This is a genomic window from Acidovorax sp. GW821-FHT10E04 (genome assembly GCF_059415185.1).
The window spans coordinates 84,813-103,582 of record NZ_JBWKMT010000003.1 but is presented as its reverse complement, the minus strand read 5'-3'; the positions used below and the strand labels follow the sequence as shown (position 1 = coordinate 103,582).

The following is an 18,770-nucleotide window of genomic DNA, read 5'->3' as shown; positions in this document are numbered from 1 at the left end:
TTGAAAGGCTAACTATGGCTATTCACGGCGAGATGCGCAATAGCTAACGTGGAGGCTTGTTTGTTGACCCTCTCCAGGACCCACCGCCATGGCACCCACCTCCCCTTTGACGCTGTACCGCATGTCCATCTCGGGCCACTGCCACCGTGCCGAGCTGATGCTCTCGATGCTGGGCCTGCCCCACGCGCTGATCGACGTGAACTTGCTCGCCGGTGAACACCGGCAGGCCGCCCACCTGGCGCGCAACCCGCTGGGCCAGGTGCCCGTGCTGGTGGATGGCGACGTGGTGCTGTCCGACAGCAACGCCATCCTCGTGTACCTGGTGCAGCGTTATGCGCCCGGCAGCCACTGGCTGCCGCAGGACCCGGTGGGCCAGGCCGGCCTGCAGCGCTGGTTCAGCCTGGCGGCCGGCATGCTGGCCCCCGGGGCATCGAGCGCACGTTTTGCCGCCCTCACGGGCCGCGAGCCCAGCGAGGCGGCGCTCGCCATCGGCCGCAGGCTCTTTGACTTCATGGAGCCCGCGCTTGACGGCCGCGACTGGCTGCTGGGCGGTGCCGCCCCCACGCTGGCCGACATCGCCATGGTGAGCTACACCTCGCAGGCGCCGATCGGCGGTTTGTCGCTCGCCACCTATCCGCGCATCGCGGCCTGGGTGGCGCGCATGGAAGCCCTGCCGGGCTATGTGCCGCTGGCGGACCGCCTGCCCGCCCCTGGCGCCATGGTGCCGGCATGAACGCCACGCCCGCAGCCGCCTTCCACGCGGGCGAGCAGGCCCTGCAGGAGCGCGTGGGCGTGCGCGAGCGCATGGCCGCCGTGGGGCCCCTGGTGCTGCGCGACCACATGCCCGACCAGCACCGCGAGCTGTTCGAAAAGCTGCCCACGCTGCTGCTGGGTGCGCTCGACGACCAGGGCCAGCCCTGGGCCACCATGGTGGCCGGGCCGCCGGGCTTCGTGCACACGCCCGATGCCCGTGCCATGCACATGGCGGTGGTGCCCGATGCGGCCGACCCGGTGCTGGCCCAGTTGGTGCCCGGTGCGCCGGTGGGCGTGCTGGGCCTGGAGCCGCACACGCGCCGGCGCAACCGCATGAACGGGCGGGTGGCGTCGTTCGGCGCCCGCGGGCTGGAGGTGGACGTGGTGCAGAGCTTCGGCAACTGTCCCAAGTACATCCAGGCGCGTGCGCCCGGCCTGCGCGCGGAGGTGACGCCGCCGGCACCGGCCCAGGTGCTGGGTGCGGGGCTCGACGCCGCCGCGCGGGGCCTGATCGCGCGCAGCGACACGATGTTCATCGCGAGTGCCTCGGCGGCGCACCCGGGCGCAGGGCGCGATGAAGGCGTGGACGTGTCGCACCGTGGCGGCGAGCCGGGCTTCGTGCATGCCGAGCAAACGGCCGAGGGCCTGGTGCTCAGCCTTCCCGACTACCCTGGCAACCTGTTCTTCAACACCCTGGGCAATCTCGCGCTGCACCCGCAGGCCGGGCTGCTGTGGGTGGACTATGACGGTGGCGGCCTGCTGCACGTGGCCGCCCGCGCCGAGCTGCTCTGGGACGAGGCCCCGCGTGCGCGCTGGCCCGGCGCGCAGCGCGTGCTGCGGCTGCAGGTGCTGGGCGGCGTGTGGCGCGCACATGCGCTGCCCTGGCGCTGGACGGCGGCCGAGCCCGCGCCGCAGTTCAGCGCGATGCGCGCGCGTGCGACGGAATGAGCGGCGCGATGGCCTTGCGCGGCGCGGTGGCCTCGGCCTGCACCATGCGCGCGCTGCGTTCGTGGGCGCCGCGCGCCAGCTCGGTGATCAGGGAGGCCTCGGGCAGGTTGTGCCAGTAGCGCTGCGGCATCTCCTTGCGCATCATGTCGGTCTTCAGGCGCGCGGGGTTGAAGATGTGGCGGTAGTAGGTGAGCCACAGCGCCTCGCCGGCGTCGGGCGGCGGCGCATCGCTGCGCTGGCCGCCCGGGCCGGTGTGCAGCGCCGTGCCGTCCCAGCGCACGCTGGCATCGGGCGTGAGGATGGCCCAGCGCATCTGCGTGAAGCGCCGCACGAAGAAGCCTGCATTGGCCTCGGTGATGAAGTGGTCGGGCTCGAACCAGGCCACCTGCACGGTATGGCCCTCGGTGTCGGTCATGGGGCGAAAGCGCACGAAGGCGTGCATCTTGTGCATGTCGCGCGCCACGGCACGCACCATGTGGTGGGCCTGCAGGCGGTCGGCATCCAAGGGGTCGTGGCGCAGCCCGCGCTCGCGCACCAGGCGCCACAGCAGGCGGTACATGAGCGCGAAGCGCACCGGGTTGCGGTGCAGCACCAGGCGCTCGCACAGGCGCAGGAAATCCTCGGGCACCCGGGGCGCTGCGCCGCCCGCCGGGGACGGCAGCGGATCCACGGAGGAGCCCGGTGGCGCGGGGCTGGCGAACAGGTCCTGCGCGGCCCCTTGCGCGGTGAACCATTGCACCTCCTGCGGCGGCACGCCGGCCTGCACCAGCGCGCGCGCGGCCCGGCGAAAGCCCGGCCAGTCGGTGGCATGTGCGAGGGTGATGGTGTGCAGGGCCATGGTGGCTTGCCTCAATCGAAAAGCTTGCGCTGCGCCGGCGGCGGGGCCATGCGGGCGGCCAGGTCGGTCGCATCCAGCGTGCGGCCGGGCCGGTAGTCGGCGGCTTCCACGAAAGGCAGCACCTTCTGGAGCGGCACGTGCAGCCGCGCCAGGTCGGCGTGGCGCAGGCGGCGCACGCGGCGCGCGGCCAGCAGGCGGTCCACCGTCAACACGCCGAAGCCGGGCACGCGCAGCAGCAGCTCGCGCGGGGCGGTGTTCAGGTTCACGGGAAAACGCTCGCGGTGCGCGATGGCCCAGGCGAGCTTGGGGTCCATGTCCAGCGCCAGCATGCCGCCCTGGCCGGCGGGCACGATCTCGCCGTGCGCGAAGCCATAAAAGCGCATCAGCCAGTCGGCCTGGTACAGGCGGTGCTCGCGCACGGTGGGTGGCGCGACGAGCGGCAGCGCGCGCGCCGCGTCGGGGATGGGGCTGAAGGCCGAGTAGTACACGCGCCGCAGCCGGTGCACGCCGTACAGCCCGGCGCTGGTGGCCAGGATGGTGCGGTCGTCGGTGGCGTCGGCGCCGACGATCATCTGCGTGCTCTGCCCGCCGGGCGCGAAGTGTGGTGCCGCCGCGCGCCGCGTGAGCGTGCGCCGGGTGGCGGGCATCGACACCACCTGGGCGGCGGCCTGCTGTTCCTTGCGCGCCTGCCGCGCGTCCTCGATGTGCACCGCCATGCGCGCCATGGAGCGCGCGATGGCCGCGCCGTCCTTCTGCGGCGCCAGGGCCGTGAGCCCTTCGGGCGTGGGCAGCTCCACGTTGATGCTCAGCCGGTCGGCATGGCGGCCCGCGCGCTCCATCAGCTCGGGCGAGGCATCGGGGATGGTCTTGAGGTGGATGTAGCCGCGAAAGTCGTGCTCCTCGCGCAGCACGCGCGCCACCTCCACCACCTGCTCCATGGTGTAGTCGGGGCTCTGGATGATGCCGCTGGACAGGAACAGCCCCTCGATGCAGTTGCGCCGGTAGAAGTCCAGCGTGAGCTGCACCACCTCCTGCACCGTGAAACGGGCGCGCGGCACGTTGCTGCTGACCCGGTTCACGCAGTACAGGCAGTCGTACTGGCAGAAGTTGGTGAGCAGGATCTTGAGCAGCGAGATGCAGCGGCCGTCCGGCGCGTAGCTGTGGCAGATGCCCATGCCCTCGGTGGAGCCCATGCCGCGCCCGCCCACCGAATCGCGCGGCGCCGCGCCGCTGGATGCGCACGAGGCGTCGTACTTGGCGGCGTCGGCCAGGATGGCGAGTTTGGACTGTATATTCACTGTATGAATTTACAGTATTTTCCAATGCCCGACCAGCCTGCAGGGTGTCTTTGCTATTAAAAAAGTAGCTGTTCGCGCAGATGGATCAAGCGCTGGGCGCCAAAAAGGCTTGAAGCCTGTGGCTGCGCGGCCTCCCGTGCCAGCACCGCCGGGGTTCGCGGGCGGCGCGGGGTCCGCGAACCCCGGCGACCTGGGGAGCCGCTGGGCGGTGTAAGGTGGCCCACCGGCGCACTTCGGCCCGGCAGGAGGAACCCATGCCATCGCTCATCGCCTCAAGCCGGGCCATCCCCGGCCCCGGCTTGCCGGGGCTGCCCGCCGCCGCCTGCGCGATGTGGGGGTTCGAGGAATACCTGCCGCACACGGTGCGCCGCCTGGAGGTCGCGCACGCGGGCATCAAGCTGATCATCGGCTGGCACGCGGCTTACGGCGTCGGGCAGCCCGGCGGCGCCATGCAGCGGTACCAATCCCTGGTGGCGGGGCTCGGTGGCGGGCCGATGGTGACCGAGCACCTGGGAGCGCAGTCCTGCGTGGAAGTGACGCTGGCACCCTGGCTGGGCTTTCAGCTGTTCCATGGCAGTCCGGATGTGCTCTCGTGCCCGGTGGCCGCGCTGGCCGATGTGTGGGGCGGCACGGCCACGCGGCTGTCCGAGCAGTTGCACCACGCGCCGGATTGGCCCGCGCGGTTTGCCCTGGTGCAGCGGTGTCTACAGGGGGTGCTGGGCCGGTCGCGCCACACGGCGCAGGCCCCGGTGCGGCAGGCCTGGGCATTGCTCAGCGCGCAGCGCGGCAACCTGTCCATGTCTGCCCTGTGCCGCGCCGTGGGCTGGAGCGAGCGGCATCTGGCGCTGCAGTCCCGCAACCAGCTGGGGGATACACCCAAGCGCCTGGCGCGGCGGCTGCGCTTTGGCGCGGCCCAGCAGGCCCTGGGAGAGGTCACCGGGCCCGCGGGGATGGCGGACCTGGCGGATCTGGCCGCCCGCTGCGGATATGCCGACCAGAGCCACCTGAGCCGGGAGTTCCGGCACTTTGCCGGTTGCTCGCCAGCGGCCTATCAGCGCGCAGGCTGGGCCGATGTCCCGGGCAAGCCTGCCAGCCTGGTGGAGACGGCGTAGCCGGGGGGAGAGGACGGGGCCGCGGTCCGAGGCACCGGAACCCCCCAGGTCATTTTTCTTCAAGACGGACAGGCGCAAGCAGCCCAGACTGGCGAACCTGACCTGTTTTTTTCAGATGGAGCTTCCGATGCACGCCAACGTCTCATTCCTTGAAATTGGAGCCGAAAACGCCCTGGTTTCGCAGCAGTTTTTCAGCCACCTCTTTCAATGGGCCTTCGAGCCCACGGAGAAGGAGGGCGAGGGCTGGTTTCGCAATGGGAACATGAACGTCGGCCTGCATGGCGCGGACCCTGCGCGGGCCATCACCCCCTTCTTTGAAGTGGCCGATGCGACGCAGGCGGCCCAGCGTGTGCTGGCGCTGGGAGGGACCGTGCAGCCTCCGGGGCCGCAGGAGCCCGGCTTTGGCGTGTTTCTCATGTGCACGGACCCCGGCGGGGTCCGCTTTGGCCTGCACCAGCCGGCAGGGCGTTGAAGGCGGCGGCCGGCGTTCCTTGGAACCCGTTCGAGGCCTTGGTGGCGCCGCGCGCCTTCCTTGCGGTGGCCGGCCGCTAGCCCGCGCATCCAGAACCCCTGGGCAGGTTCTGGGCGCCTGGGCTGCCGTCCACCGTGCTACGCCGCCTCCAGCGCCATGACAGCGGTGGCGGTGTTCGAGATCGGGATGTGGTAGTTGCTGTGCACGCGGCGCACCCCCGGCGCGGCGGCGCTGAGCGCGCCGCGCATCGCCAGCCACATCAGCAGCTCCACGCCCTGGGTGCCCGTCTTCTCCACCAGCTCGTGCACGCTGAACTGCGTGGCCCATTCAGGGTTGGTGGTCAGGCTCTCGATGAACTGCAGGTCGAACGCCTTGTTGATGAAGCCCGCGCGCTCGCCGTCGAGCTGGTGGCTCAGGCCGCCGGAGGCCATCACCGCCACCTTCTTGTCGCTGTCCCAGCTCTGGATGGCCTGGCCCACGGCCTTGCCCAGCGCATAGCAGCGCTTGGCCGACGGCAGCGGGAACTGCACGGTGTTGATGCACACCGGCACCACCGTCACGGGGCAGTCGCCCTCGGGCCAGAAGAGCTTGAGCGGCAGCGTGCAGGCGTGGTCCACCAGCATCTCCTGGCAGGTGGTCACGTCGAACTCCTGGTCGATCAGCGTGTTGATGAGATGCCACGACAGGTCCACCTCGCTCGCGAACGGCGGCAGCGTGGGAATGCCCCAGCCCTCGTCGGCGTTGTGGTATTCGGCGGCGGCGCCCACGGCGAAGGTGGGCATCTTGTCCAGGAAGAAGTTCAGGCCGTGGTCGTTGTAGAACATCACGACCACATCGGGCTTGCGGGCCTGCAGCCACTGGCGGATGGGCGGAAAGCCGTCGAAGAAGGGTTTCCAGTAGGGCTCGTTCTGCAGGCCCTTGTGGATGGCGCCGCCAATGGCGGGGATGTGCGAGGTGCCGAGGCCACCGATGAGTTGTGCCATGTGATGTCTCCTTATTGGCCTGCGGCCACGAGCATGGCCTTGAATTCGTCCTTGGTCATGCCCGTCTGCTGCGCGCCGATGTCCTGCATGTCGAGCTTGAAGATGCCCGCGAACTTGGCCAGGTAGTAGGCGTTGCCGCCCGCCGCGATGAGCTGCAGCACGTTCCTGGCGCGGATGGCTGCGGCCTGCTGCGCGTTCAGGCCGTACTGCTGCATGTAGGCCTCCTCGTCCTCGGCGAAGGCCTTGCGGTTGGCCTCGTCGTTGAACGAGAAGCACATCTTGTTGAGCGCATAGCCCTTGCGGGCCTGGGCGCCGTCGAACGGCGTGGTGCCCGGGATGGGGCGCGGCGGGGTGGGTTTCGTGGTCACGATGTCTCCGTGGCTTGATGTAGGTCAGGCCGCAGTGTCGGGCGTGCATTGCCAAAGATGAAGGGGGCAAAGATCATCGAACGCATGAGCAGAATCGATGATTGGTCGGGCCTGGACGCCCACCTGCTGCAACTGCTGGTGGCGGTGCTGGAAACCGGCAGCATCACCGCCGCCGCCGCCCGTCTGGGCGTCACGCAGTCGGCGGTGAGCCACCTGCTGGGCAAGCTGCGCGCCATCACGGGCGACCCGCTGTTCGTCAAGCGGGGGCGGGGCATCGTACCCACCGCGCGGGCCGAAAGCCTGGCGGCGCCGGCGCGCGAGCTGCTGCGCCAGATGCAGCAGTTCGCGCAGGGCTGCGCGTTCGACCCTGCCCGCTGGCGGGCCGACCTGACCCTGGCCGCCAACGATTTCCAGCGCGACCTGCTGCTGCCGCCCCTGGCCGCCCGCCTGCGCGAGGCCGCGCCCGATGTCACGCTGCGCATCGTGCCCAGCGGCGCGCCCGGCGCGGACCTGCTGCGCTCGGATGCATGCCAGCTGGCCATCACCCCGCGCCCGCCGGACGGCACCGACATCCTGCAAAAGCGCCTGTTCGAGGACCAGTACCGGGTGTTCTACGACCCTGCCGTGCGCGAGGCGCCGCGCGACGCGCAGGACTATCTCGCGGCGGCGCATGTGACGGTGGCCTATGAGGCGCACCGCGGCCTGGCGCTGGACCGCCAGCTCGCGGCCCGGGGCCTGCACCGCCGCTTCGCGGTGCGCGTGCCGGGCTTCGGGGCGCTGCCCGCGTTCGTGCGCGGCACGCCGCTGCTCACCACCGCCCCCTCGCTGCTGGACCGCACGGCGCTCTCGGCGCTGGCCAGCGCGCCCGTGCCGGTGCCTTGCCCGCGCCTGCCGATGTACCTGGTCTGGCACGCGCGCTACCAGCAGGATGCGGCGCACCGCTGGCTGCGGGCGCAGATGGAGGATGTGGTGGGGACGGCCCTGGCCGGCGGCCTGGGCGCCGAGGTCAAGGCCGGGCAAGCCGTGCGGGCGCAGCCCGCCTGAGGCGCCGCGCCCGGGCGCGGCGTGCGCTCACTCCCGGGTCCTGTGCAGCGCCTGCCGCAGCATCCGCGTCGCCCGGTCGCGGATGCGCAGGGGGCCGCGGTGCGGCGGGGGGTTGGCCTTGGCCAGCGCACAGGCGGACAGGAAGTCGTCGAGGATGGCGGTGTCGTCCAAGGTGTCCGCGCCCACCTTGTGAAATTCCGGATGCCACTGCGTGGCGGCGATGTAGCCGCGCCCTGGCGCGGGCTTCAGGCGGATCGCTTCGGGCACGCCGTCGGGTTCGCTCAGGGCCTCGACGACAAAATCCGGCGCCACCCGCTTGATGCCCTGGTGGTGGATGCTGTTGACGCGGGCGCGGGGCGTGTCGGGATACAGCTTGGCCAGGTGCGAGTCCGGCACGATATGGATGTCGTGGAAATGCTGGTCGTACGTGGTCGCGTTGCGGTGCTCCAGCGCCCCGGGGTGCTGGGTCTGCAGGTCCTGGTAGAGCGCACCGCCAAACGCCACGTTGATCAGCTGCAGGCCCCGGCAGACGCCGAAGATGGGCTTGCGCACCTCGGCGAACGCTTTCACCACGGCCAGGTCGTACAGGTCGCGCACCCGGTCGCCCAGCCACTCCTCGCGCAGCGGCTCCTCGCCGTAGTTGCCCGGCCAGACGTCGGCGCCGCCGTGCATGACCACGCCGTCGAGCCAGTCGGCGTAGTGCGCGAGCGTCACGTCGCCGCGCGCCGTCTCGCCCGTGGGACAGGGCACCATCACGACCATCGCGCCGGCGGACATGAGCCAGTGCGCGATGGACTGCTCGACATACTGCAGCGTCTTGCCGGTGAAAAGCGGGCGGGTGGGGTCGGCATGCTGGAAACAGGCGGACAGACCAATCTTGAGGCGGCGGGAAGCGGGCATGGTGGAGGGCTCCGGGCAGTACGCAAATGGTGTGCACCCGGTGCGATGCAAGGGGTATGCCAATTTGTAGCACCGACCCCGCACGGCGTCTGTAGGAAGGGGCCGTGCGGGGTGGTGCGCGATCCCCGGGCCGTGACTTGATGCTGCGAAATGTGGCTTTCTTCATGAAAATGCAAGCGCATGCAGCGTGAAGGCGGGGGGCTGCGGGGCCGGGGCTCGTGATAATTTCTGCACGCCGGGCGCCAGGGAGGTTGCGCCCGGCGGGTGCCATTCCAGCCTTCCCCGAAAGTCCACGACATGCCCCACAAGAAGAATTGCCTGCCCGCCCTCACGGCGCTGGCCGCGTTGACCGCCCTGGCCTGGCCGCTCTCCGGCCACGCCGCCGTGCCCGCGGGCGCGGCCGCGGAGATCGTCAGCCTGCAGGGTACGGGCGACCAGCGCGCCGCGGCCGCCGCCGACTGGCAGCCCGCCCGCCCCGCCCAGGCCCTGGCCACGGGCGACTTCGTGCGCACGCGCCAGGCCGCCAAGATGGCCCTGCTGTTCGCCGACGACACGCAGCTGCGCCTGCACCAGAACACCGTGCTGCAGGTCAAGGGCGTGGCCACGCCGGCCCAGCCCGTGACCACCCTGCTGCTCAACGCCGGGCGCGCGTGGACGCAGACGCGCCGGGCCGATGGCAGCCGGCTGAACCTGGAGACGCCGGCCGCCACTGCCGCGATCCGCGGCACGGACTGGGACCTCGCCGTGGAGGACGATGGCCGCACGCTGCTCACCGTGCTGTCGGGCACGGTGGAGTTCTCCAATGCGCAGGGCCAGGTCTCGGTAGGCGCCAACGAGGCCGCCATCGCCGAGGTGGGCAAGGCCCCCGTCAAGCTCGTGCTGAGCCAGCCGCGCGACCGCATCCAGTGGGTGAACGCCCTGCGCGCCGACCCCGTGCCGCACCTCGCCGCCGAGCCCGTGCCGCCGCCGCTCGCGCCGGTGCGCGCCGCGCTGGCCGCCCGGGATCTGGCCACCGCCCGCGCCGCGCTGGCGCAGGCGCGGGGCCAGGCGCCCGCACCGTGGGCGGCGGTGATGGACGCCGCCATCGCGCTGCAGTCCGGCGAGGTGCTGGCCGCCCGCGAACTGCTGGCGCGCCAGCTCGCCGCCGCCGCGCCGGCCGCCGCCCCGCTGCCCGCGTGGCTGATGCAGTCGGACCTGCAGCTCATGGACGGCGATGGTGCCGCCGCCGCGCAGACCCTGCGCACGGCGTTGCAGCACTGGCCCGCGCACCCCGCGCTGGTGGCCCAGCTGGCCCGGGCGCAGATGCTGAGCGACCGCGTGGAGGACGCCACGGCCACGCTGGCCCCGGCGCAGGGCACCGTGCACGCGGAGATCGCCCTGGTGCGCGCCGAGCTGGCCCGCCGCCGGGGCGATGCGCCCGCCACGCTGGCGGCCTACACCGAGGCCACGCGGCTGGCCGGGGGCGACGCGCGCGGCTGGCAGGGCCTGGGCAGCGCGCACACGGAGCGCGAGGACTCCGGCCCGGCCCGCGCCAGCCTGAAGCAGGCCCTGGCGCTCGCGCCGCAGAGCCCGGGCGCCTGGGGCGAACTGGGCACGCTGGAGACCTTCGCCAACCAGTTCACGGAGGCGGGCCAGGCATTCAACACGGCGCTCGGCGAGAACCCGGCGGACTATGTGGCGCTCACGGGGCAGGGGCTGCTGCACCTCAAGCAGGGCCAGCCGCAGGCCGCGCTCGACGTGTTCCTGCGCGCCGGGGTGATGGAGCCCCGCTACGCGCGCGCCAAGACCTGGACGGCCGTGGCGTACTACCAGCTCGGCCGCCACCAGGATGCCCTGGCCACGCTGCACCAGGCCAGCGCCCTGGACGACAAGGACCCCGTCCCGTACATGCTGCTCGCGCAGATCCACACCGACCTGTTCCAGCCTGGCGAGGCCGTGGAGGCGGCCCGCGCCGCCGTCGAACGCATGCCCTATCTCAAGTCCCTCAAACAGGTGGCCAATGACCAGAAGGGCAGCGCCAACCTGGGCGCCTCGCTCGCGTTCTTCGGCATGGAGGACTGGGCGCTGGAGCTGGCGCAGCAGAGCTTCTACCCGTACTGGGGCGGCAGCCACCTGTTCCTGGCGGACCGCTACCCGGGCGAGTTCAACAAGAACTCGGCGCTGTTCCAGGGCTTCCTCACGGACCCGATGGCGTTTGGCGCGAGCCAGCGGTATTCGTCGCTGCTGCAGCAGCCGGGCGCGCACGGGGCCGTGGGGGTGACGCTGGACAAGGACCTGTACCGCATGCGGGCGCCCGCGGTCACCCTCAACGGCATGGACAACACCCACGTGCCCGTGTCGTGGTTCTTCAAGGCGCAGTCGGCCAATGCCAGCGAGTTTCCGTTCGATCTGCAGGTCAACGATGCCCCGGCCGTGCGGGGCGGCTATGGCGACGTGCGCGCACGCGCGGTCACGGTGGGCGCAGGCATGCAGCCCACCGAGCGCATCAACCTGTTTGCCTATGTGAACCAGTTCGACATGCGCCTGCGCAGCCAGAACCTGTTCGAGACCTCCATGGACAACAAGAGCACCCAGGGCGCCCTGGGCATGTCCTACCGCTGGGGGCCGACCGAGCAGACCTGGATCAAGCTGGGGCGCAGCGTGGAGGACATCCTGCTGCTGCGCTACCCCACGCTGTATCTGCAGCCGCCCTTCGTGAGCCTGATGGGCGTGAGCAGCGAACCCAAGAAACAGTTCACCGACCTGCAACTGCGCCATACGGTGGACACCGCGCCCGGCAGCCGCTGGAGCGTGGCGCTGGAGCATGTGCGCGAACGCCAGAACAACCTGATCGCGGGCGAGGCGGCCGTGGGCGCCAACATCCCGGGCGTGGGCGAGTACCGCGACTACCTGCTGGTGGACGGGTACAACCGCGTGGACCGGCGCTACACCGCCCTGACCCTGGCCACGACCCAGCGCCTGGACCCCGCGCTGAACCTGGATGCGGCGCTGGGCCTGCAGCAGATACGCCACCGCGTCGATGGCCTGACGCAGAGCTACCTGGTGAATCTGGACCACTTCAGCGAGGAGGAGGCGCGCCGCGCCGAGATGGAACGCGTGGTCACGCCGCGCGTCGGCCTCGTCTGGCAGCCAGCGCAGGGCACCACGGTGCGCATGGCCTACCAGGATTGGCTGCGCCCGCTCAGCGTATCGACGCTCACCAGCGTGGAAACGGCGGGAATTCCCGTCGAGGACCGTCTGGTCGAGGCCGGCGGCCGCCACAAGCGCACCGTGGCGCAGGTGGGCCTGGAGCTGGGTGCGAGCACCTTCCTGAGCCTGCGCGCGGACCACCTGCGCGTGCGCAACCCCGGCACCGTGGGCGTGGACCTGCGCACGCCCAGCCTGCCGTTCCTCGAAGAAATGCGCAACGCGCAGCTCGTCAACCTCTCGACCACCGACCTGCTGGAAGACACGCCCAGCTTCGACTCCGGCACGCTCAAGACCCTGGGCGCGGGCCTCAACCACATGTTCAGCCGGCGCTGGTCGGGCTATGCCAAGTACCTCTACCAGGGCAGCGAAAGCCGCAGCTACGACGCGGACGTGCCCGTGGGCCGCATCCCCTACATCCCGCGCCACACGCTGGCGGTGGGCGCCACCTGGGCCAGCCCGCAGCGGCTGTACCTGAGCGGCCGCGCGGTGTACCGGTCGGAGCGCTTCGAGGACAAGGAGAACCTCACGCGCATCGCGCCGGGCTGGGGCGTGGACCTCATGGGATTCTGGGAATCGCAGGACAAGCACTGGGTCGTGGGTGTGGCCGCCATGAACCTGTGGGCGCCGAAGTCGGACCGCAGGAAGACCCGCTATGTCCTGGACGCGCGCTACCGCTTCTGAGCCTGCCGCGTCCACCGCGCGGCGCCGACAGCGGCTGCTGTCGCTGGGGGCCTGCGCGCTGGCGCTGCTGCTGGTGGGCGCCGCCACGCTCAGCCGCCCGTGGCACGCGCTGGAGTTCAAGACCTTCGACGTGCTCACGGCCCTGGCCGCGCCGCAGCGTCCGGGCCTGCCCGTGGTGATCCTGGCGATCGACGAACCCACCTTCCAGGAACTGCAGCAGACCTGGCCGTTCCCGCGCGGCATGCATGCGGCCCTGCTGCGGCGCCTGCACGCGGAGGGCGCCGCCGCCGTGGGCCTGGACATCGTGTTCGCCGACCCGTCCACCGAGGCGCAAGACGCCGCCCTGGCGCGCAGCATCGCCGAGACCGGCCCCGTGGTCCTGGCCGCCACCCGCGAGAAGATCGACAGTGCCAACGCCGCGCTGTGGATGGACGTTCTGCCGCTGCAGCGTTTTCTGGACGCCGGTGCCGATGCGGGCGATGCCGGCGTGGAGCCGGACGACGACTTCGTGGTGCGCCGCGCCCCGGTGGCGCGCGAGAGTTTTGCGCTGCGCCTGGCGCAGCGCGCGGCCGAGGCGCGCGGCCAGATGCCGGTGCTGCGCCACTTCGACTGGATTGGCTACCGGGGTCCGCGTGGCACCTTTGACACGCGCTCGTACTACCAGGCGCTGGAGCCGGGCCTGCTGCCCGCGGGCTTCTTCAAAGGCAAGATCGTGCTGGTGGGGCGCTCGGCGCGCACGGCCACCGAGCTCACGCGCTCGCAGGCCGATCTCTTCAATTCGCCGTTTGGCACGGCGGGGGGCGAGCGGCTGTTCCCGGGGGTGGAGCTGCAGGCCACGCTGGTGGACAACTTCCTGTCCGGCGGCGGGCTGCGCAGCGTTTCGGAGGGCTGGACGCTCGCGCTCACCGCCTTGCTGGTGCCCGTGCTGCTGTGGGGCAGCCGCCGCCTGCACCCGGCGGGCGCGGCGGCGCTCACGGGGGCGCTGGTGGTGGCGATGGGGGCGGCGTCGTGGTGGCTGTTCGCCGGTTTTCGCCTCTGGTGGCCGCCGCTGCTGCCCGCCGCGGCCGCGGTGGCCGTCTACGGCGCGGCCGCGCTCGTGGGCTTTGCCATCGTGCGCCAGCGGGCCCGCCAGACGCGGGCGATGTTCGCGCAGTACGTGCCCCCCGCCGTGGTCTCGCGCCTCATCGCGCAGCCCGGGCTGATGCGCCTGGGCGGCGAGGCGCGCGAGGTGACGCTGATGTTCACCGACCTGGCCAACTTCACCACCTTGTCCGAGCAGCTGAGCGCGGAGCAGACCGTGGAGGTCCTCACCGGCTATTTCAACGCGATGACGCCCATCGTGCATGCCAGCGGCGGCACGGTGGACAAGTTCATCGGCGATGCCGTGATGGCGTTCTGGGGCGCGCCGCTGGACGATCCGCAGCATGCCGCGCATGCGGTGCAGGCGGCCATCGCCATGCAGCAGGCGATGCAGGCGCTGGTGGCCGACCTCGTGGCGCGGGGGCTGCCGCCCATCCACATGCGCATCGGCCTGCACACGGGGCGGGTGGTCGTGGGCAACGTCGGGTCGGAACAGCGCTTTTCGTACACCGCGATCGGCGACGCGGTGAACCTCGCGGCCCGGCTGGAGGGCGCCAACAAGGCGTTTGGCACGGGCATCCTGCTGTCGGCCGCCACGGCCGCGCAGTTGCCCGCCTCGGTGGCGCTGCGCGCGCTGGACGATGTGATCGTCAAGGGCAAGACCGAGCCGGTGCGCGTGTTCACGCCCTGCGACGATGCCGTGGTGCGCGATGCCAGCCTGGCGGCGCTGGACGCCTTCCATGCGCGCGACTGGGAGCGCGCCAATGGCCATCTGGCGCAGGTGCTGGCGCGCGTGCCCGGCGATGCGGCGGCGCTGCGCCTGCAGGAGCGCGTGGCCCTGGCGCGCGCCTTGCCCGCTGGCGGCGACTGGTCGCCCGCCGTGGCGCTGGACAAGTTGTGAGGATGTTTTGACATGTATTCACCGGGGACATGGCCCGCGGTGCCATCATGGGGTCAGGAGCCTGTCTGACCTGGAGCGTCGAAGCGAAGATTGGCCCAGCGAGGATGGTTTTGCTGGATTTGCAGCCCCATGGCCGAGCCATGGGGCCAAAGACGGTAAAAAAATGGACCGCTGCGGCCAATCCGCAGCCGACGACTCCCAGTCAGACAGGTTTCTCAAGCAACGTCATCTGAAAGGAACCCCGATGCAAGTACACGTCAACACAGACGACCACATCCACGGCGGCGAGTCGCTCGCGCAGTGGATCACGGATGAATCCAGAAGCCGCCTGTCGCGCTTTCAGGATCACGTCACGCGGCTGGAGGTGTTTCTGTCGGACCTGGATGCGGGCAAGTCCGGCGCCAACGACAAGCGCTGCCGCATCGAAGCGCGCGTGACGGGTCGCCAGCCCATCACCGTGACCGACGAAGCCGACAAGATGGCCAACGCCTTCATCGGTGCCGCCGACAAGCTGGGCCGCGCCCTCGATACCGACCTGGGCCGGGCCAAGGACCGCCACGGCCGCGACACCATCCGGACGGCGGTGGAAGAGTAGTTTTGAATGAAATTGGCTGCCAGCGCTTGATGGATAAGCGCTGGCAGCTATAAATTCAGGAGCTTTTCCAGGAGCCTGGTGTTTGTCCTGGAGCGGGTGCATGAGCTGGGCGTGCCCCCCGCGAGGCCCGCCAAGCAACAACCGCCCCGCTTCGGGGGCTCCGTCCCCCTTCAGGAGGACGGCGCCACGGGCGACTCAGGGGGAGGTCAATTTCACAGATCCAGCACCAGCAGCTTGCTGCGCGCGCGCGAGCAACAGGGCATGAACTGCTCGTTGCCCGCTTTTTCTTCGTCGGTGAGGTACATGTCCCGGTGGTCCACCTCGCCCTCCAGCACGCGCGTGAGGCAGGTGCCGCACACGCCCTGCTCGCACGAGGTCAGGATGTCGATGCCTTCGCTGCGCAGGGCCTCCACCACCGACACATCGCAGGCAATGCGGTAGACCTTGCCGGTGCTGGCAATGCGCACGTCGAAGTCCTGATCGCCCGAGGTGTCCTGCGCGGGGGCGCCAAAGTATTCGAGGTGGATATGGTCCTGCGGCCAGCCCAGGGCCTTGGCGGTGCTCACCACGTGGTCGATGAAGCCCGGGGGGCCGCACACATACAGGCGCTTGTCGGGCCCGGGTCCGGCCAGCGCCGCGGGCAGGTCGAGCTTCTGGCCGGGAGCGCCCGCATCGAAGTGGAACTGCGTGTGCGGCGCCATGGCCGAGGCGGCGATCTCGCCGGCGAACGCCGTGCGTTCGGCCGAGCGGGTGCAGTAGTGCAGCGTGAAGTCGGCGCCCGTGTGCGCCAGCCGGTCGGCCATGCACAGCAGCGGCGTCACGCCGATGCCGCCCGCCAGGAGCAGCGTGCGCTGCGCCGGGTGCAGCGCGAAGTGGTTGCGCGGCGTGCTGATGGTGATCACGTCGCCCTCGTGCACGCTGTCGTGCATGGCAACCGAGCCGCCGCGCGAAGCGGGGTCGCGCAGCACCGCGATGCGGTAGCGGTGCGATTCGTGCGAGGCGTTGCACAGCGAGTACTGCCGGGTCAGCCCCCCGGGCAGGTGCACGTCGATGTGCGAGCCCGCGCTGAAAGGGGGCAGTGCCGCGCCGTCCACGCGCGCCAGCTCGAAGCTGGCGATGCCTTCGGCCTCGGCCCGCTTGCTGGCCACGCGGACCTGCAGGGTCTCCTGCGCGGTCATGCCGGCTGCTCCGCGGGCGCGCGTTCGGCCGCCAGGGCGCGGTCCAGCACCTTGCGCGATTGCACGCCGCCCGCGTCGATGTTGAGCATGAGCAGCTTGCGCTCGGGGTAGCGCAGCAGGTTCTGCTGCTGCAGCTCCAGCATTTCCTGGTCTTCGGCAAAGATCTTGCCCTGGCCCTCGCGGATCTGCGTGGTGAGCGACGGGTCTTGCGGCTTGAAGTTGCGCGCCATGCCCCAGAAGTAGTGGATGGAGGTCTCGGTCTCGGGCGTGATGAAGTCCACCACGATGCTCGACGCCTTCTTGTCGGCCGGCGCGTCGTAGCCACCGTGGCCTGCCAGCGCCACGCCCACCTCGATCAGCACGTGGCTCGGTGGCGTGAAGTGGCAGATCTGCCAGCGGTCCACGGGCTGGTCGTCGGGCAGGCCGTTCATGCGCAGCGCCATCTTCCAGAACGGCGGGGCTTCGATGCCTTCCATGAAGCGGCTGGTGATGACCTCGTCGCCCTCCACGCGGGTCTTGCAGGGCACCTCGTCGATTTCCTTTTGCCCGATGCTGGTGGCATGCACGTAGGTCTCGTGCGTGAGGTCCATCAGGTTGTCGATCATTAGGCGGTAGTCGCAGGCGATGTGGTACAGCCCGCCGCCATAGGCCCATTCGGGGTTGTCGGCCCAGGGCAGGTGGTGGATGGTGGCCGGGTCCGCCTGGGCCGCGTCGCCGGGCCACACCCAGATGAAGCCGTAGCGCTCCACCACCGGAAAGCTGCGCGCCTTGGGAAACCCCTGCACGCGCTGGCCGGGCATGGACACCGACTTGCCCGTGCATTCCACCCGCAGGCCGTGGTAGCCGCATTGCAGGTGGCCGTCGCACACGGTGCCCAGCGACAGCGGTGCGCCCCGGTGGGGGCAGAAGTCGTCGAGCGCGGCGACCTGGTCGGGCGCGGGGCGGTAGAACACGATCTTCTCGCCGCAGATGGTGCGGCCCAGGGGCTTGTCCGCGATTTCGTCGGGTGTGCAGGCGACGTACCAGGCGTTCTTGGGATACATGGCGGTTTGTCTCTTTCTGTGGGGGTCGTGGGGCCCGGGGCGGCACGGCCGCAAAGCCTGGGCGCTGGTCCGAATTGTGCGAAATGCCGGCGGCGCTGTATACATAAAAATCAGCGAAATCAGCTATCGCACATTGGCATGGCCTATAAGTTGTTGTTTTGATTGATTTTGCTGGGCGTGTTGTGAATCCAGGGGGAAATTTCTGTATACATTGAGGGGCGCCACATGGCGCCTCTGCCTGTGTATTTCTTCGCCGGCCTGCGCAAGGCCGGGCGTGGAGTTCCCCCATGAATCTGAACGACGACCCCTTGACCGCTTCCGGTCCTTCCCCCGTGGCTGACGCGGGCGCCTCCCAGGCCGTGAAGGCGCAGTTGCGGCTGCGCGAGATGATCCTGGCGGGCGAGCTGCCGGGCGGTGCGCGCATCGCCGAACTGACGCTCGTGGAAAAACTGGGGGTGTCGCGCACGCCCATCCGCGCGGCGCTGATGCGGCTGGAGCAGGAAGGGCTTTTGCACCGGCTGCCCGGGGGCGGGTATGCGGTGCGCACCTTCTCCGAGACGGATGTCGCCGATGCCATCGAATTGCGCGGCACCATGGAAGGGCTGGCCGCGCGCCTGGCCGCCGAGCGCGGCGTGGAGGCCGCCGTGCTGGCCCAGGCCCACGCCTGTCTGGACGACATCGATGCCGCCCTGGTTCCGCGCACGCTGGACGACGAGGGCTTCGCGCGCTACGTGGAGCTCAACGCGCGTTTTCACCTGCTGCTCAGCCGCATGGTGGGCAGCGATGTCATTGCGCGCGAGCTGGACCGCGTCAAGGGCCTGCCCTTCGCGTCGCCCTCGGCCTTCGTGGTGGTCCAGACGCATTCGCACGCGGCGCGCGACATGCTGGTGGTGGCGCAGGACCAGCACCGCCAGGCCCTGGATGCCATCGAACGCCGCGAGGGCGCGCGGGCGGAGGCCATCATGCGCGAACACTCGCGCATCACCCGGCGCAACCTGCTGGCGGCCGTGCAGGCGGCGCAGGTGCAGGGGCTGCCGGGTGTGGGGCTCATCCGCGAGCGCGGGTGATTCTTGGGCGGAAAAATGGGGTTTGGGGCATATGTGGAAAGCGCCAGCAGCTATCTTTTTGATACTGCGGCGATGTGGACTTCTGCCGGCACTCCAGGGTGCCGCGCATGAAGCAGGCGGGCGCGGCCCCGGCGAGTCCGGGTGGGCCCAGCCCGTGGCTGCCCTCTGCGCCAGAAGCACAGGGGTGCCGCCCCAGGGCACCTGGCGGAAGGCTTAGTTATCCCATTTGGCGATATCTAAAAGTCGGAAATCCCACTTGTGAAATGACGCCCCACGCTCCAAACTCCGGCCAGCAGTTGCTGTATACAACGACATTCCAC

General features: G+C 70.3%; 16 protein-coding genes. 9 read left to right on the top strand and 7 right to left on the bottom strand.

The window, feature by feature from the left end; translation table 11 throughout:
* Window positions 1-88 precede the first annotated feature (88 nt).
* Window positions 89-733, top strand: a complete 645-nt coding sequence (locus AC07OC_RS09830; RefSeq protein ID WP_218298061.1) for a glutathione S-transferase family protein — start codon at window positions 89-91, stop codon at window positions 731-733.
* Complete coding sequence (locus tag AC07OC_RS09825) at window positions 730-1,701, top strand: pyridoxamine 5'-phosphate oxidase family protein (RefSeq protein ID WP_218341748.1); 972 nt, start codon at window positions 730-732, stop codon at window positions 1,699-1,701. The genes AC07OC_RS09830 and AC07OC_RS09825 overlap by 4 nt, the downstream gene beginning before the upstream one ends.
* On the opposite strand, the gene AC07OC_RS09820 is transcribed toward AC07OC_RS09825, so the two are convergent.
* A complete protein-coding gene (locus AC07OC_RS09820) occupies window positions 1,670-2,539 on the bottom strand; it encodes a TIGR03915 family putative DNA repair protein (RefSeq protein WP_218341749.1) in 870 nt (289 codons plus the stop codon). The genes AC07OC_RS09825 and AC07OC_RS09820 overlap by 32 nt on opposite strands.
* 11 nt (window positions 2,540-2,550) lie before the next feature.
* Window positions 2,551-3,837, bottom strand: coding sequence for a putative DNA modification/repair radical SAM protein (locus tag AC07OC_RS09815; protein ID WP_218341750.1), 1,287 nt, complete (start codon window positions 3,835-3,837; stop codon window positions 2,551-2,553).
* A gap of 254 nt (window positions 3,838-4,091) precedes the next feature.
* Here AC07OC_RS09815 and AC07OC_RS09810 point away from each other — a divergent pair, with 254 nt between their 5' ends.
* Both AC07OC_RS09810 and AC07OC_RS09805 read left to right on the top strand, forming a co-directional pair.
* Window positions 4,092-4,949 carry a helix-turn-helix domain-containing protein gene (locus AC07OC_RS09810; protein WP_255591883.1) on the top strand — a complete coding sequence of 286 codons (858 nt, stop codon included), beginning with the start codon at window positions 4,092-4,094 and terminating at the stop codon, window positions 4,947-4,949.
* A gap of 127 nt (window positions 4,950-5,076) precedes the next feature.
* Window positions 5,077-5,421 carry a VOC family protein gene (locus AC07OC_RS09805; RefSeq protein WP_218298057.1) on the top strand — a complete coding sequence of 115 codons (345 nt, stop codon included), beginning with the start codon at window positions 5,077-5,079 and terminating at the stop codon, window positions 5,419-5,421.
* A 137-nt stretch (window positions 5,422-5,558) separates the two neighbouring features.
* Here the strand turns inward: AC07OC_RS09805 and AC07OC_RS09800 are convergent, their stop codons facing one another.
* Both AC07OC_RS09800 and AC07OC_RS09795 read right to left on the bottom strand, forming a co-directional pair.
* Window positions 5,559-6,404 (bottom strand): class III extradiol dioxygenase family protein, encoded by an 846-nt coding sequence (locus AC07OC_RS09800; RefSeq protein ID WP_218341751.1) that lies wholly within the window; start codon window positions 6,402-6,404, stop codon window positions 5,559-5,561.
* An 11-nt stretch (window positions 6,405-6,415) separates the two neighbouring features.
* On the bottom strand, window positions 6,416-6,775 hold the full coding sequence (locus AC07OC_RS09795) for a protocatechuate 4,5-dioxygenase subunit alpha (protein WP_370628539.1): 360 nt from the start codon (window positions 6,773-6,775) through the stop codon (window positions 6,416-6,418).
* A 72-nt stretch (window positions 6,776-6,847) separates the two neighbouring features.
* Here AC07OC_RS09795 and AC07OC_RS09790 point away from each other — a divergent pair, with 72 nt between their 5' ends.
* The gene (locus tag AC07OC_RS09790; RefSeq protein ID WP_370627886.1) at window positions 6,848-7,816 is read left to right on the top strand and encodes a LysR family transcriptional regulator; all 969 of its coding nucleotides are present in this window, start codon (window positions 6,848-6,850) and stop codon (window positions 7,814-7,816) included.
* A 27-nt stretch (window positions 7,817-7,843) separates the two neighbouring features.
* Here the strand turns inward: AC07OC_RS09790 and AC07OC_RS09785 are convergent, their stop codons facing one another.
* Window positions 7,844-8,716, bottom strand: coding sequence for a gamma-glutamyl-gamma-aminobutyrate hydrolase family protein (locus tag AC07OC_RS09785; protein ID WP_218298053.1), 873 nt, complete (start codon window positions 8,714-8,716; stop codon window positions 7,844-7,846).
* 297 nt (window positions 8,717-9,013) lie between these two features.
* Here AC07OC_RS09785 and AC07OC_RS09780 point away from each other — a divergent pair, with 297 nt between their 5' ends.
* The 3 genes from AC07OC_RS09780 to AC07OC_RS09770 all read left to right on the top strand — a co-directional run bounded on the left by AC07OC_RS09780 (window position 9,014) and on the right by AC07OC_RS09770 (window position 15,162).
* The gene (locus AC07OC_RS09780) at window positions 9,014-12,586 is read left to right on the top strand and encodes a TonB-dependent receptor domain-containing protein (RefSeq protein WP_494601067.1); all 3,573 of its coding nucleotides are present in this window, start codon (window positions 9,014-9,016) and stop codon (window positions 12,584-12,586) included.
* Window positions 12,558-14,567: a CHASE2 domain-containing protein gene (locus tag AC07OC_RS09775; RefSeq protein WP_218341755.1), complete on the top strand. Its 2,010-nt coding sequence runs from the start codon at window positions 12,558-12,560 to the stop codon at window positions 14,565-14,567. The genes AC07OC_RS09780 and AC07OC_RS09775 overlap by 29 nt, the downstream gene beginning before the upstream one ends.
* A gap of 244 nt (window positions 14,568-14,811) precedes the next feature.
* On the top strand, window positions 14,812-15,162 hold the full coding sequence (locus AC07OC_RS09770) for an HPF/RaiA family ribosome-associated protein (protein WP_218297921.1): 351 nt from the start codon (window positions 14,812-14,814) through the stop codon (window positions 15,160-15,162).
* Between the two features lie 212 nt (window positions 15,163-15,374).
* Here the strand turns inward: AC07OC_RS09770 and AC07OC_RS09765 are convergent, their stop codons facing one another.
* Together AC07OC_RS09765 and AC07OC_RS09760 are read right to left on the bottom strand one after the other, a co-directional pair.
* Window positions 15,375-16,340, bottom strand: coding sequence for a PDR/VanB family oxidoreductase (locus tag AC07OC_RS09765; protein ID WP_218341756.1), 966 nt, complete (start codon window positions 16,338-16,340; stop codon window positions 15,375-15,377).
* A complete protein-coding gene (locus AC07OC_RS09760; RefSeq protein ID WP_218297919.1) occupies window positions 16,337-17,383 on the bottom strand; it encodes an aromatic ring-hydroxylating dioxygenase subunit alpha in 1,047 nt (348 codons plus the stop codon). Before AC07OC_RS09760 ends, AC07OC_RS09765 begins: the two co-directional genes overlap by 4 nt.
* A gap of 287 nt (window positions 17,384-17,670) precedes the next feature.
* On the opposite strand from AC07OC_RS09760, the gene AC07OC_RS09755 reads away from it, so the two are divergent.
* On the top strand, window positions 17,671-18,450 hold the full coding sequence (locus AC07OC_RS09755) for a GntR family transcriptional regulator (RefSeq protein ID WP_255591887.1): 780 nt from the start codon (window positions 17,671-17,673) through the stop codon (window positions 18,448-18,450).
* Window positions 18,451-18,770 lie beyond the last annotated feature (320 nt).

Coding starts and splice junctions, on each gene's coding strand:
- AC07OC_RS09830 (WP_218298061.1), top strand. CDS start 89: ATGGCACCCACCTCCCCTTTGACGCTGTACCGCATGTCCATCTCGGGC.
- AC07OC_RS09825 (WP_218341748.1), top strand. CDS start 730: ATGAACGCCACGCCCGCAGCCGCCTTCCACGCGGGCGAGCAGGCCCTG.
- AC07OC_RS09820 (WP_218341749.1), bottom strand. CDS start 2,539: ATGGCCCTGCACACCATCACCCTCGCACATGCCACCGACTGGCCGGGC.
- AC07OC_RS09810 (WP_255591883.1), top strand. CDS start 4,092: ATGCCATCGCTCATCGCCTCAAGCCGGGCCATCCCCGGCCCCGGCTTG.
- AC07OC_RS09805 (WP_218298057.1), top strand. CDS start 5,077: ATGCACGCCAACGTCTCATTCCTTGAAATTGGAGCCGAAAACGCCCTG.
- AC07OC_RS09800 (WP_218341751.1), bottom strand. CDS start 6,404: ATGGCACAACTCATCGGTGGCCTCGGCACCTCGCACATCCCCGCCATT.
- AC07OC_RS09785 (WP_218298053.1), bottom strand. CDS start 8,716: ATGCCCGCTTCCCGCCGCCTCAAGATTGGTCTGTCCGCCTGTTTCCAG.
- AC07OC_RS09780 (WP_494601067.1), top strand. CDS start 9,014: ATGCCCCACAAGAAGAATTGCCTGCCCGCCCTCACGGCGCTGGCCGCG.
- AC07OC_RS09775 (WP_218341755.1), top strand. CDS start 12,558: ATGTCCTGGACGCGCGCTACCGCTTCTGAGCCTGCCGCGTCCACCGCG.
- AC07OC_RS09770 (WP_218297921.1), top strand. CDS start 14,812: ATGCAAGTACACGTCAACACAGACGACCACATCCACGGCGGCGAGTCG.
- AC07OC_RS09765 (WP_218341756.1), bottom strand. CDS start 16,340: ATGACCGCGCAGGAGACCCTGCAGGTCCGCGTGGCCAGCAAGCGGGCC.
- AC07OC_RS09760 (WP_218297919.1), bottom strand. CDS start 17,383: ATGTATCCCAAGAACGCCTGGTACGTCGCCTGCACACCCGACGAAATC.
- AC07OC_RS09755 (WP_255591887.1), top strand. CDS start 17,671: ATGAATCTGAACGACGACCCCTTGACCGCTTCCGGTCCTTCCCCCGTG.